At 42.7% G+C, this 14553-nt stretch carries 7 protein-coding genes; all 7 read right to left on the bottom strand.

The features are described 5' to 3' along the window. Window positions 1–25: 25 nt before the first annotated feature. The 7 genes from B4G81_RS01510 to B4G81_RS01480 all read right to left on the bottom strand — a co-directional run bounded on the left by B4G81_RS01510 (window position 26) and on the right by B4G81_RS01480 (window position 14532). The gene (locus tag B4G81_RS01510; RefSeq protein ID WP_294079361.1) at window positions 26–1402 is read right to left on the bottom strand and encodes a DUF1735 domain-containing protein; all 1377 of its coding nucleotides are present in this window, start codon (window positions 1400–1402) and stop codon (window positions 26–28) included. Between the two features lie 23 nt (window positions 1403–1425). Then, window positions 1426–3420 (bottom strand): RagB/SusD family nutrient uptake outer membrane protein, encoded by a 1995-nt coding sequence (locus B4G81_RS01505; RefSeq protein WP_294079358.1) that lies wholly within the window; start codon window positions 3418–3420, stop codon window positions 1426–1428. A gap of 30 nt (window positions 3421–3450) precedes the next feature. After that, window positions 3451–6534 carry a SusC/RagA family TonB-linked outer membrane protein gene (locus B4G81_RS01500; RefSeq protein WP_294079356.1) on the bottom strand — a complete coding sequence of 1028 codons (3084 nt, stop codon included), beginning with the start codon at window positions 6532–6534 and terminating at the stop codon, window positions 3451–3453. Between the two features lie 332 nt (window positions 6535–6866). Continuing rightward, window positions 6867–9203 (bottom strand): beta-galactosidase, encoded by a 2337-nt coding sequence (locus B4G81_RS01495; RefSeq protein WP_294079354.1) that lies wholly within the window; start codon window positions 9201–9203, stop codon window positions 6867–6869. Window positions 9204–9527: 324 nt separating this feature from the next. Beyond that, window positions 9528–12149 (bottom strand): alanine--tRNA ligase, encoded by a 2622-nt coding sequence (alaS, locus tag B4G81_RS01490; RefSeq protein ID WP_294079352.1) that lies wholly within the window; start codon window positions 12147–12149, stop codon window positions 9528–9530. Between the two features lie 193 nt (window positions 12150–12342). Continuing rightward, a complete protein-coding gene (locus B4G81_RS01485; protein WP_294079350.1) occupies window positions 12343–13296 on the bottom strand; it encodes a sugar phosphate isomerase/epimerase family protein in 954 nt (317 codons plus the stop codon). A gap of 192 nt (window positions 13297–13488) precedes the next feature. After that, entirely contained in the window at window positions 13489–14532 is a 1044-nt protein-coding gene (locus B4G81_RS01480) for a DUF4973 domain-containing protein (RefSeq protein ID WP_294079349.1), read from the bottom strand. Window positions 14533–14553 lie beyond the last annotated feature (21 nt).

The following is a 14553-nucleotide window of genomic DNA, read 5'->3' as shown; positions in this document are numbered from 1 at the left end:
CATTTTGATAGATTATTCGTCAACATTATTTTCCCCACACCCTAAATCCTGAAAGAGCGCTAGAAGCTCCTGAATCGATTCCGCATCTACCATTATTAGATTTCATGATAGAAAAGCGCAGATGGGTAATCGGTGAAATCAGGCTTTCATAAGCCGGGGAAAGCCAGCTGCTTGCAATACCGCAAAGATCACTGCTACGCTGATCTACAACCGTCCAGGTTTCACCATTATCCGTACTGGTACATATTTTGATTTCGATAGGCAAGACCGGATTATAGTTTCGTGTCCAATATTTAAGCCGAAAGCCATACTTTAGGGGGGTGTCAAATTTTATCTGGAACCAATGTCCATATTCACTATTATAATACTTGGGTTCTTTCCATGGAGTATGCCAAAAAGTATCCCAATCGTTATCTAACAGTCCCGTCCACCAGGAACCATCGTAAGTGACGGTAAATGGAGCATACAACATGTCTTCCCTAAGATTCACCCTGTTCTCAAGCACGATATAGTAGACCTCACTCTGGAAAGTCTCGCTTTGCGCTTCAATGGGGACTAAATAGAGTCCTGCTCCATTAAAATCAGGATTATTAATCTTCAGTTTAGGGTTCACATCTCCATTACCCTCTCCTTTTGTGAATTCTACCTCACTGTTCTCGATCAAGATATTATCCGGAAAAGGCAACGGTTGAAATGATGTGCCATACTTGGCATTATAAGCTTCTATCAGATCAGGATTGTACACCAAATGACATCTGAAGTTCCAGTTATTAGCAATATCCAATTTTAAGGAGAATGAAATTTCAGGATTTGTGGCTATATCAATCCATGTAGGATTATCCTCCTTACTATCAACACTTCCGACTATTTGAACGGAGGGTTGTGTAATAGTAACTTTCCGTAAAATATAATTCTTTTCCTCATAAACCGCACCGTGCCCTATATCTTTAATTTTCAATGCAATATAGCACTTCTCATCCGATTCCAACGCACTGATCAATTCCTTCAGACGAACGATATTCTCTGCCGTAAAAGTTACCACGATGTCCTTATATCGCTCGTCGGGAGCAAATGAGACTGTTTTTGGGACGGTATACAACGAAGGATCTACCAACTGGAAATCGGCATTATAACTTTCAAGTTCTTCCTGTGTCATTGTCTCAATTCCCACCTCAGCCGGCAACGAAGGATCGCTACCGGTGCGTAAGACGGAAAATGTCATTTGACCGTCATCTCCGCTTTCATAGAGAATAATGTCACCGTCAGGTTTATCCTGGATACTTGTCATCCTATGATACGCTGAAGGAAAAAGATTGTCCATCTCGTATTCTGAATTATCGCAGGCGGCAAATACCAGCAGCACAATAGCAATAATTCCTATCTTATTGATTAATTGTTTCATCGTTAATAGATTTTAATTGATAATTAATACCAGGGTGCTTGCATCATTTGCGGGTTCGAGTAAAGTTCATCTTGACTGATAGGTAACAGATAAAGCTTATTATCCCATTTATAATCACCTTCCACCTTCACTCGTTGGTTAAAGGTCTCGATGGAAGGATTTTTTACCCGTCCGACAAAACTGTTCAGTCCCTCTCTGACACCCTTACTTAAGTATTGGTCAGCAACGACCCAACGACGCAGGTCGTAATACCTGTGACCTTCCATAAAAAGTTCATTGCGGCGCTCGGCACGTACCCAATCGCGGATTGTCATTATATCCGTACAATCAGCAGTGGAAAGAGGAGCAATTCCGGCACGGGTCCTTACTATATTGAGATTGGCAAGTGCATTTTGTAATTCAGCATTATCACCGTTGGCCATATATAGTTCGGCACTACATTCAGCCAGATTCAGATAGAGTTCAGCCATGCGGATATAAGGCCAAAGATTGCCCTTTAATTCCTGACTGCTAGCTGTCCAATTGGTACGGGGACTGAACCATTTATTGACTAAGTAACCCGTTTGACACTGGTCCCTGACAGCATCGGTGGGATTATACCCGCTTTTTTCCGAATCACGCAAATCGACACGGAAAGACTTACCGGCGTTCAACTTAGGACCAATATCCGCGCCATCATAAGTAATCCATGCGTAAAAACGAGGCTCTCTATCCACGTTCAAATTGATAATTTCCGGTCGATCGCTTATCCCTGCCGATTTCAACCAATTATCAGAAGAGGTAAAGTTATCATCCCTTGCAGGTAATTTTCCACTTTTTGTATAAAAAGCTTCTACCGCCTGTAAAGTCGGACTAAGTCCACTGTAACCACCGACCCAAGTATTGGAATTATTTTTAATGATACGGCGAGGCATCCCTGCCCGATAAGTTTCAAGCGTATTTCTATCATTATCAGGATTACGCATTGTCATGATTATTTCCCTGTTTCCGTCCAAGGGGTCGGAAGCCGACACATAACGCATCAGCAATACCCGTTTGGCAAACTCTTCCCCCTCGGGAGTTGAAATATCAACCCCGGGAAGCCAGCAACCGGTTACCGGCACATCTTGCCTTTGGGCAATCAATGCCGCATCTTCCAGTTCCATTAATTTAAATCCATTATCCTTTGCAATCGCAATTGCCTCTTCAGCAGCGGTCTTGGCGTGCTTCCATTTCTCTACGTCAAATTGATAGCTGACCAACTCTTTACCATAACCAGGAGTCTCAAAAGTTGTATTTTTCCAGTTTCGGGAAGGAAAGTCTCCATTCCAGAGAGGAGAAGCGGCATAAAGCAACAGACGTGATTTTAGCGCCGCACAGATAGCCTTGTTCCCGGCACCATATTCCTGGTCTACGGATGGTGATCCGGGAAGCCTTTTGGCCGCTTCATCCAATTCGTTACAAATATAATCGACACAATAATCGAAATGGGAACGTCCGGGAAATTCTGACTTAGACGTAGAGGTCGATATATATTCATCAATAATAGGTACGGGGCCAAAAGCCTCAAGCAACCGGAAATAATAATATCCCTTTAGAAAATGCGCATGTCCCCTGTAAAGTTCTTTATCCTCTTCAGTCAGGAATGAAGGATTTTGATTTTCCAGTTCACGCAGGAACAAGTGTACATTTCCGATGGATCCATAATAAGTACGCCAACGGTGATCCGACACATTACTGGAATTAATCGTACCATAGGCTATTGATCGACGCTTGTGTTCATTCCATAAATCGGGAGTAACAAACTCATCGGTAGAACCTTCATAAGAACGCATGTCAAGTGGAATATCCTGGGTGCTAAATAGTCCACCAACAGAATGATAACAGCCATAAATCCAATTCTCCACCGCTGCCTTATCTTTCATGGCATCTACCAGGCTAGCTTTCCTGGCAGGTGCCACATCGAGAAAGTCACATGCTGAAAGTGTCAATAACAATACAACCCCACAGATTGTCTTTATATTTTTTATTGTCTTCATTGTCTTGTATAAGTTTTATTATTTTCCTGATTAAAAATGAAACTGCATTCCCAGGGTAAATGTCCTGGACAGAGGATAGGCATTCCAGGCCAACTCAGGATCCCAAAGTTTGAAAGGGCTCCAGACAGCGATATTATCACCATTAAGATAAAGCCTGCCTAATTTAAAGTTATACCCCACTTCCAACGTTTTGAAACGGATGAAATTTCCGTTACGCAGCCAATAGGTACTCGTTACGGTATTATTTTTTACATCGCTGTCGGTGATCCCCAATCGAGGATAAGCGGCATCGGGATTCGGATTGATCATAGACCAGTGGTCCTTGGAGATAAACTTCATCACATTGTTCAAGTCATTGCCGAACGGTGTTATACCACTGATATAAATAGAACGTTTAGCCGATCCGTTAAAGAAAACACCCAGATCCCATTTCTTCCAACGGACAGTTGACCCGATTCCGTATTGGATGCGTGGTCGCCAGCCATACGGAGAAATCATTACTTCATCCAAGCTGTTAATAATTCCGTTGCCATCCACATCCCGATATTTGATGTCACCCGGTCGTACCTGGCTCCCCAATTGTTGATCCGGACTATGGGCAATTTCTTCTTCACTGGCAAATAACCCTTCGGCAATGTAACCCATTACCCGGTAACCATCAAGGGGTTTTCCTTTGCGAGTCTGCCAGACATACGGATAATCAGGCTCGTCGTATTCCAGGTATTTGTTTTGTGTATAAGTAAAATTAGAACGTAAATCAACTTCCCAATCCTTATTAAACTTATGCGTCCAATTCACACTGAATTCCACTCCATGATTTTCAGCTTCTCCAACTTGTCCCCAGGGTACGGCACTCCAATATCCCGCTATATCGGGCCATGAACCTCTTTTAAGCATGATACGCTCCCGACGGTCCTTGAAATAATCAAACGTCACGTTTACCTCCCGGAACAAGGAAAAATCAACCCCGATGTCGAGTTTCTTCACCCGTTCCCAGGTGGCTCCATCAACGGCATATGCTGTCACCCCGGGAGATGTAAATTGAATCTTCGTATCTACCGCCGGTCCGAAAATATACTTACCGCCTCCGTTAAGAGAAACTTCGTCAAAATAGGTGAAATGAGAGAAATTCTGAAAACCGTCGCTTCCAACCAACCCGTAAGATCCTCTAATTTTCAGGTAATCAACAATATTGCCAAGCGGCTCCCAGAAAGCCTCGTTGCTGGGTACCCAACCGGCGGATACGGCAGGGAATAGTTCAAATCTATTTTCTTTCGCCAAACGCTCTGTTCCGTTATAGCCAAAATTAACCTCAGCAAAATAACGTTGTGCAAAATCATAAGTAACACGTCCGGAAAGTCCCTGGTTACGCTCAGACAGGGCTTTGTTTGGACGATAATCCCGCATCATATACATTAAAAGTCCTCCCAATGTATGATCTCCAAATTTACGGTTATAGTTCAACCGCGTATCAAAATAAAATACCTGATCAGAAAAAGGCTCATTATATTTCTCAGTAATAAACTGATCTCCCGGCTTATGCAATACAGCGTCATAGACGGAAGGATCAGTTTCAGATATGTTGTCTACAAGATAATAATAAGGAGTTCTCGATTGGTAAAAATTGGCCCTCGAATAATTATTCCAGTTAACTAGACCATTCACGGCCAATCCTTGTGTGATAAAATCAAGCTTTTGGTCCAATTTGAGTAAGACGTTCAATTTGTTATCCTTTGTTACGCTATAATCATCCATCATTGCCGCATAAGGATTCCGGTAATCGGTATTTCCCGATTTCTTGATCGTTCCAAACCTGATATGATCGTCACTCTCTTCCGATGGCAAGGTTGCGGGGAATAAAACAGGATTGGCGTTATACATGTAATTAAACAGGTCGGCAGGATTTTCACTAAGTCCCCGCTTCTCTCCTATCTGGGCATTAAGGTTCAATGAGATTTTAGTGATATTCGACAATTTGTAAGACAGATTATTCTGGAAATTATAGTTATAATGATGAATATTATTGTTGAAAACATAATCACCGGGAGCATTCACAATACCGGTATCATGGCTAAAGTTCAAACTCATGTAATATGTGATCCGGTTTCCACCTCCCGTAATGTTGATATTGGCCCGTTGATTCATATTGAAATCACGAAACAGTACTTTTGCCCAATCCACATCAGGATAGGTATAGGGATATTGATGGCTCCGCGTCAAATCGATCTGATCCTGGGTATACCTGGGCGTAGAACCTCCACGTGCGAGTAAGCCTTCATTATAAAGTTCCATCCAGGTCCCTCCGTCTACAAACTCGGGGAAACGCATGGGTTGTTGAAAGGAATTCTCGATAGAAACTCCAATCTTGGCACGGGTATTTTCCTCACCGTTCTTGGTGGTAATCAACATCACACCGTTCGCACCTCGTACACCATAGATAGCCGTGGCCGAAGCATCTTTCAGTACAGTAAAGCTCGCAATGGTTTCAGCAGGGATACGGTTCAGATCACCCGATGAGATTTCAACATCATCCAACAAGATAAGCGGTGTAGAGCGGCCTCCAAACGTACCAATTCCTCTGATATAAAACTCCGAAGCCCTTCCCGGCTCTCCCGAGTTAGTCATCGAGATGACACCAGCCAACTTACCCGCCAGATTAGTGGTAAGTGAAGAGCTGGACGTTTTTAACTGCTCTCCGGTCACGGAGTTGATGGCTCCCGTCACAGAAATCTTTTTCTGTGATCCTGCCCCGACAATAACAACTTCTTCGAGTTCGTTATCAGATTGAAGTTTGACCTCGATAAAAGAGATATTAGAGACATCCAATATCGCTTTCTTATACCCGATATAAGAAACTTCAATTTCGTTTTTCCCAATTAAATTGATACTAAATTCACCATCCATATTGGTGACGGCTCCATTAGTTGTATTTAGCTCCACAACGGTAGCCCCGATAAGAGTTTCTCCGGTAGCAGCATCAATCACCACACCGGTCAATAAACGGGTATTCTTTTGCTGTTGTACATTAGTGTCTTTCCCGATCGGTGTTGCCGAAACAGACAGCATCCCAAACAATGCCAACAAGAAACAACATGACAGTTTTAAATTTAACATAAATAATGAATTAAAATAATTAATCTTTTATAGTATCTGGATTTATTTCAAAATAAAGTCTACAATTGCGGGGAAAAGTCAAAACCGAATACGCAAGCCTCATAATTGCCGCATTAAAATCTTCAATTGACAACAGTTTATGGTCTATCATAGTACTTATTCGCTAATAGAATAATACTATTTCGTTAAATTGAATCATATTATTGGGATGCAAATGTACAGGATAGCCTTTAATGATGATGCAAAAATTCAGTCAAAACACCGAACAATACTGTCATCCCTGAAAGATTTTTTACAAAAAAAAGTATACAACTCACTAATTTCCAAATATTTTATTTTAAAATAAAAGGAGTCGTTTTTATAAAAATCTTATAATCCTTAATCATGCCCGGCTTATTTGCTTCAGCCCGCGGAAGATAGGAAAACCCGGTTATCTTCCTGTCTTCCCCAAGATCAATGACGATATGATGCGGATATGTAGGATGAGACGAAGAATAATTCGTATACCAGAAAGTAGATTCCTGAAGGTCAAAAATATTGGTGGCTACGTGATTAGCATCATCCAATTCTTCGCTATCGGCATATATAACTTTCCAATGTTGACGGGATACCTTTTTACCATCTTCACCCAATAATTCCAATTCGGCAATCGCTGCATAATCATCGCCTCCATGAGAAGTCAAAGCCTCAAGACAGAAGAATCGCGCTTCAATTTCCTTGCCAAATTCGACGTGTTGCCAACCGTTACCGGATTTAAATGCACTTTGAAAAACAGGAGTTTCTTCCCTCAGATTCAGGATTTCCCCCAGTTTTCGATGTGCATAAGCTCCGTGTCCCCTGAGCATATCAAGTATCGGTTTTCTTAATCCTTGGGTTTCAGGTTTTGAAGGAGATGCCATATCGAGTATGATAATTTCGTTCTCTCCTTTTTTAAGCCAGCACCCCGGCATATACAATGTCTGTTGAGGGCCTATCTCCCAATAACGACCTATGGTGCAACCGTTGACCCAGACCATCCCCTTGCTCCAATTAGTCATATCAAAAAAAGTATCACCCACTTCATCGAGCATAAACGTACCTTTGTAATATGCCGGATGATTTGTAGTATTCGCTTCTTTTTTGAATTGCTTATTTTTCACAAATGCATAATCAACCGGAATACTATATATCTGCCAGTTCTTTAATTCTTTCGTCTCTTTGCCGTTCTGTATCTCAACTTTTTCGGTAATGCCTTTCCAGTCATAGATTCCTTTTCCGAAATTCATGCGTCCCATTGCTTCCACCAAAATATCAAGCTGCGCTCCTTCTTTTAAGGGAGGTAGTTTTACTGTTCCCTCCCCTTTCAAACGACTAAGGGTTGCGATCTTCTCACCATCGAGAAATACCTGCGCCCAGTCATGCGCCTCGGTGATTATCAATGTTTGTTCCTCATCAGAAACGTCAAGGGCAGTACGATAAAGAATGCTTCCCCAGCCTTGATCAAAAAACTCCATCGACTGAATATTCTCACTTTGTTTAGCTTCCGACAGATTATCAAATAACAAGGCCGTTTCGGTTAGTGCAAATGCCGGGATATGTATAGTCGGAATAGAATCGGGCACCTCCGGAAGTATCTGCCCTTCCGGCAAATAATTCTTCAGCAGGTTTCTCACTTCGTGATATTTAGGTGTGATATTTCCCGATTCACCTATGGGTGCATCGTAATCATAAGAAGTGCAAGTCGGGGAAAAGTTGGGGAAATTGGCACCGCCCCAATGGCCGAAGCTTGTTCCTCCATGTGTCATGTATAAGCTGAACGAGATATTCTGATCGAGCATCTCTTTCAATCCCGCTACCAATGACTCGGCGCTGCGCGTTTCATGGTTAGCACCCCAATGGTCAAACCAACCCGACCAGAATTCACTACACATAAGTGGAGCATTGGGCCGAAGCTCTTTTAAACGTCTGAACTGGTCATCAATATTGGCTCCTGTTCCAAAATTGATTGTCCATACTAAATCTTCGAGCGCATTGTTCTCAAAGTTGGAATTCCAATCGCACTGGAACAATGGTATACCGGTAAATCCGGCGTCTTTGACAATATCACGAATTGCGGCCACATAAGGTTTATCTGTACCAAATGCGCCGTATTCGTTTTCAACTTGCACCATGATGATATTTCCACCATGGTTGATTTGTAAGCTTGCGAGTTGTTTGCCTACCTCATTCATGAACAATCTGGTACGTTCCATAAAATAAGGATTCTGTTCACGAAGTCCGATACCATGTTTTTTCAACAGCCACCAAGGAAGCCCGCCCATTTCCCATTCCGCACACACATACGGACCGGGACGGACAATTACATACATACCATGCTTTTGTGCCAAACGGCAAAAAGCAGCAATATCTTTCTGTCCGGAAAAGTCATATAGACCTTCCTCCGGCTCATGATAGTTCCAAAAAACATATAGACAAATAGTATTCATGCCCAATGCTTTAGTCGCCTGAATACGATGCTCCCAATACTCTTTGGGGATACGGGGATAGTGTAATTCGGCCGCTTTGATCACAAAGGGCTCTCCATTAAGTAAGAAAGTATTGTCACCTGCTTCAAAGGAGCCTTTTGTAATACAGCCACCTAATAATATCGACAAAAACATTGCCAGTAATACCAGTTTATTCAATTTCATAATTAATCTTGATATGTACTAAAGTAAAGCCTATAGTCACGGAGAGATGATCAGATCCAAGTTTACTGATTATCAAGAAAAATAAACTATTAGATATGAGGATACAAATGTAAATGATAGCATTTAATGAGGATACAAAAATTCAGTCAAAACAGAGAATAATACTGTCAATCCGAAAAAAGAGTTCCCGAAGCAACAATATCGCTACCTTATTATTCATGTTTTTGAGTACAAATCCTACAATATTCATACCCTATCCATCGTGAATGGATCATGTGTTTTTCAATTCCAATATTATCAGCACAGCCATTATCGCACGAAGCACTAATAATCATTCAGTTTTTGCACAATAGATTCTACTGCCTCAATCAGTCCATCAGTTTTTTTTCCTCCTGCAGTAGCAAAGTGGGGTTGTCCTCCTCCACCTCCCTGAATATATTTGGCAGCTTCACGCACCATATTTCCTGCATGAAGGCCAGTAGCCACCAGGTCGTCGGTAAGCATCACCGTAAGGTTGGGTTTATCCTCTGTAGAAGTCCCCGCGACAAACATCATCTTTTCCGGGAATTGTCCTTTCAATTGATAAGCGATATTCTTCATCACATCAACCGGCCCTATCGGCATGACCACCTTAAAGAGAGTGATTCCATGTATATCCTGTTTTTTATCAATGATCCATCGCTTCAACTGTTCGGTCTTCTCTTGCACATACTCCTGCAACTCTTTCTCCTTCTCCTCATTGTCGGCAATTAACCGACGGATACCCAACATCACATCGGGTGCATTATGCAGGAGATTCTTTATCTCTGCCATCACATCTTCTTTGGCATAGAGATAATCTTCACACGCTTTCGCCGTGATTGCTTCAATGCGGCGTACACCGGCAGAAATAGCGCTTTCGGTAATGATGCGAAATGTACCGATACGACCTGTAGAAGAGATATGCGTACCCCCACATAATTCGATAGAGGAGCCGAAACGCACCGTACGTACATCATCGCCATATTTCTCGCCGAACAGAGCCATCGCTCCCTGGGCTTTCGCCTCTTCAATCGGCACATGTCGATGTTCTTCAATAGGATAATCACTCCGTATCCCGGCCGTTACCCGTCGTTCTACCTGACGGATCTCTTCAGGTGTCATCTTTGCAAAGTGGGAGAAATCGAACCGCAACAGATTGGGAGACACATACGATCCTTTTTGCTCCACATGGGTTCCCAACACCTCACGGAGTGCTTCATGCATCAGGTGGGTGGCAGTATGGTTACACTCAGTAGCCGTTCTCTTTTCCGTATCAATACGTGCAGTAAAAGTTCCTTCTATATTTGCGGGCAATTTACGTGTAAAATGGACTGCAAGATTATTCTCCCGCTTGGTATTAAAGACTTCTATCTTCTCCCCTTCTTCAGGAATCAACCAGCCGGTATCCCCTACCTGTCCCCCCATTTCGGCATAAAAGGGTGAACGGGAAAGTACGATCTGGAAGAATTCGCGATTTTTTTGTTTTACCACACGATAACGGAGAATCCGGGTTCCGGCAGTTTCCGTCTCGTCGTATCCGGTAAATTCCGGCTCGCCGTCACATACCTTTGTCCAGTCGCCTGTCTCTACGGCAGCGGCATTTCGTGCACGTTGTTTCTGCTTCTCCATTTCGGTATTGAAACCTGCCACATCCACCGTCATACCGTATTCACGCAGGATCAACTCCGTCAGATCTAATGGGAAGCCAAAAGTATCATACAACTGGAAAGCCACCTCACCATTTAACTCCCCACCCTCCTGTTCGGGCAGGTTTTTCTCTAATAAACGGATACCGGTCTCCAGCGTGCGCAAAAAGGATTCCTCCTCTTCCTTCATCACCTTCTCAATAAGCCCCTGTTGTGCAGGCAGTTCAGGATAAGCCTCTCCCATCACTTCAATAAGCGTAGGGATTAACCGGTACATGAACGGCTCGTGCATACCCAGGAAAGTATAACCGTAGCGCACTGCCCGTCGCAAGATACGGCGGATTACATAGCCTGCTTTGGCATTCGAGGGGAGTTGCCCGTCCGTGATGGAGAAAGCAATAGTGCGCAAATGATCCGCCACAACGCGCATCGCCACATCTTTGGCAGGATCTTCGCCGTAGAGCGTATTGCATATCTCTCCTATTTTACGGATTACAGGCTGGAAAAGGTCGGTATCGTAGTTCGACAATTTCCCTTGTACTGCCATGCAAAGCCGCTCAAACCCCATTCCGGTATCAATCACTTTCGCCGGTAGCGGTTCTAACGAGCCGTCCGCCTTACGGTTATATTGCATGAATACCAGGTTCCAAATTTCGATTACCTGTGGGTGATTCCGGTTCACTAGCCGCAAACCGTCTATTTTAGTCCGTTCCTCTTCAGGACGGAGATCGATATGGATTTCGGAGCAGGGGCCGCAAGGACCTGTATCCCCCATCTCCCAGAAATTATCGTGTTTATTACCATTAACGATGCGTTCTTTAGAAAGATATTTTTCCCAATAAGCGGCCGCTTCATTATCCCTCTCGAGGCCTTCGTCGGAAGCCCCTTCAAATACGGTTACATATAGTCGGTCTTCAGGCAGTTCAAGTACCTCCGTCAGATATTCCCATGCCCATCCAATTGCCTCTTTCTTGAAATAATCGCCGAATGACCAGTTACCCAGCATCTCAAACATGGTGTGGTGATAGGTATCATGTCCCACCTCCTCAAGGTCGTTATGCTTACCGCTCACTCGGAGACATTTTTGCGAATCTGCCACACGGGAATATTTTGCCGGCGCATTACCCAGAATGATATCCTTGAACTGGTTCATACCCGCATTGGTAAACATCAGTGTAGGGTCATCCTTTATCACCATGGGAGCCGATGGCACGATATGGTGTTCTTTCGACTGGAAAAAATCTTTAAACGATTGTCTAATCTCTTTGGAAGTGATCATATAAATATTCTGTTACGCATTCATTGTACGGCGTTAAGAAATCCTCTAACCCGGACAAGATGCAAAATTACATGAAAAACTTCGTATCCCCAAGCAGGAAAGTGAAAACCCGACATTATGAAGGATTTAAAAAATAAATTATTTTTTACCGTAATCTGAAGGTCGGGGATTTAATCATAACCCCCGATAGCCATCATTTTACAAATGGAGCTTTCAGCAGATAATCAGCGCACCCTTTCACTCCTTCAAATTGTGTTCCCGAAGAGATTCCTTCCAATTCAACAAAATAGTCTTCTATCCCATTTTTATAGGCCTGGACAAAAATCTGTTCGAAGTTCATCATCCCCGACTGTCCCAATACCTCTTTATCTTTGATATGTAATAACCGAATACGCTCTGGATACTTTTTCATATATTCCAGCGGATCGTTTTGTCCTATTACAGTCCAATAGACATCCAATTCGAATATGACCAGATCCGGATCCGTTTGCCTGAGGAATCCATCATATATAACCTCCGTACCTTTAGGCATGTCTCTACCGAACGCCCTACGACCGAAAACCATTTCCTTCCCTCCAGGAACCACCCGTGAAAATTCCATATCATGGTTGTGATACCCAAAAATAAGTCCGTTGGCTTTGGCAATTCTACCCGCTTCATTAAAAACTTCACAGACAATGGATACCTCTTCCGTACTACGGGTAACAGGCTGTCCCGGTTGCACAATATAGCGCACTCCTATTTTGGCATGATCATCCGCTGCCTTTTTCCAGAAATCAACTATTGCACCCTTGTTAGAGGAATTGTACTCACGCACCGGCGGATTCATATGCGAACTGATAATCTTCAGGCCGGCATCATCTGTCATCTTGCGGAATTCTCCCATTTCAATATTATTTATCTTTCCATCCCGGTAACCGGCCAACTCCAGGGTAGAATAGCCCATCCTGCTTATCCGTTGTAACCCTTCAGGAAGATTTTCATAAAGTTCTTTTCCTAAAGAGTAAATCTGCAATCCGAACTTCTTCCCCGCGCTTGTTAAAAATTTTGACATTATGGAAGCATTTGCCAAATCGGATTTCCCCATCAGTATTCCCCCTAATGAGAAAAGGGATACATTTTTGATAAAACTTCTTCTGTTTTGCATAAGGCAATAAATTTCATATTTGATTTTAATAAATTGTAAATCGGATTATTATAGAAATACCACTCCGTTCATGCCTCTAAATTACAAAATATAACGATACATGATAACAAATACCTCCAAAATGCCATTCTTGGAATTCTCCATTGAACGACCTCCTGGAGGTATATCTAATTATTAAAAAACAGCAATCGCTTACCAGAATATAGCTTGGTCTTCGTCGGGTATTAATGTACTTATATTCCGCTGCATAAGCATGGTACCCTTACATCTGTAAGGAAAATCCATATTCTCGCTGGAGACCGTGTCTTTATACTTATACTCCATCGTCAGGGTGAAAATACGTTTAATGATATGTGGCCTGTCGATATCCAGTTCTTCCTTGATCTCATACTTGGGTTCTCCCACCACTTCAAATTCTAAATCCGGATTTTCGGCACTTAGCACCAGTTCCCCCCTTTTCAGATAAAGGGGAGTGCCATCTGCCGTATGCACATTCTCTATTTCGGATACTTCATCGGGTGCTCGAAACTCACATTTTACTTTAAATGCACCTCTGTTTTCAGCCAATTCCTCGGTTATGCCGGCATAGAAGAAAACGGTGTTATCATCCACTACCCAGGCTTCGCGGGTGCTGGCAGTCATATACTTTGTGGTATTATCGCCAAAATATACATACATACTGGCGGCGTTATAAGAACCGGAATAATCGTTGAATGGCATCACCCATAGCAAAGCTTTCTGGCGGCCTTTATAAGTGTTCATTGTATAGGACGCATCGGGCAGGATAGTCACCGGCAAAACCCATTTTTCCACCAGATCCAATTCCGAAAAATTGAAATCTATATTAAAAAAGCCTACATCTTCGCCTGACGAAATATGGCAGGTTTGCGACGGAAATTCATAGAAACCGGCTGGCAATTGCTTGTAATATAAATCAGTACGTGAGGCATACCTGGCGATATTCAGGAAGTTCAACGTGTCGTTGTCTACATCAATGCGCACATTATAATCGCGATCATTGGTACTCGACCCGCTCACGATAATAGGAAGTTTATATGTGGAAGATTCACCATTGGATTTATATCTCAGGTAAATAACTGACACATCATCTTTATTGATGGGCGCTTTCAAGGAGACCATCCGGGTATATAGCTCTTCTTTCCATTCATCATTACAGCCGGGAAGAAGAAAAAGTGCTCCAATCAGTACAGTCAAATATATATATAATCGTTTCATACTAACTTTATTTTTTATTAC

This window comes from Proteiniphilum sp. UBA5384 (assembly GCF_002410825.1).
Classification (GTDB): Bacteria; Bacteroidota; Bacteroidia; order Bacteroidales; family Dysgonomonadaceae; genus Proteiniphilum.
The sequence above is the reverse complement of the archived record's forward strand: the minus strand, read 5'-3'. Positions and strand labels throughout refer to the sequence as shown.

Excerpts from the sequence above, each read along its gene's own strand:
- B4G81_RS01485 (WP_294079350.1), bottom strand. The coding sequence starts at position 13,296 with ATGCAAAACAGAAGAAGTTTTATCAAAAATGTATCCCTTTTCTCATTA.
- alaS (WP_294079352.1), bottom strand. The coding sequence starts at position 12,149 with ATGATCACTTCCAAAGAGATTAGACAATCGTTTAAAGATTTTTTCCAG.
- B4G81_RS01495 (WP_294079354.1), bottom strand. The coding sequence starts at position 9,203 with ATGAAATTGAATAAACTGGTATTACTGGCAATGTTTTTGTCGATATTA.
- B4G81_RS01510 (WP_294079361.1), bottom strand. The coding sequence starts at position 1,402 with ATGAAACAATTAATCAATAAGATAGGAATTATTGCTATTGTGCTGCTG.
- B4G81_RS01505 (WP_294079358.1), bottom strand. The coding sequence starts at position 3,420 with ATGAAGACAATAAAAAATATAAAGACAATCTGTGGGGTTGTATTGTTA.
- B4G81_RS01480 (WP_294079349.1), bottom strand. The coding sequence starts at position 14,532 with ATGAAACGATTATATATATATTTGACTGTACTGATTGGAGCACTTTTT.
- B4G81_RS01500 (WP_294079356.1), bottom strand. The coding sequence starts at position 6,534 with ATGTTAAATTTAAAACTGTCATGTTGTTTCTTGTTGGCATTGTTTGGG.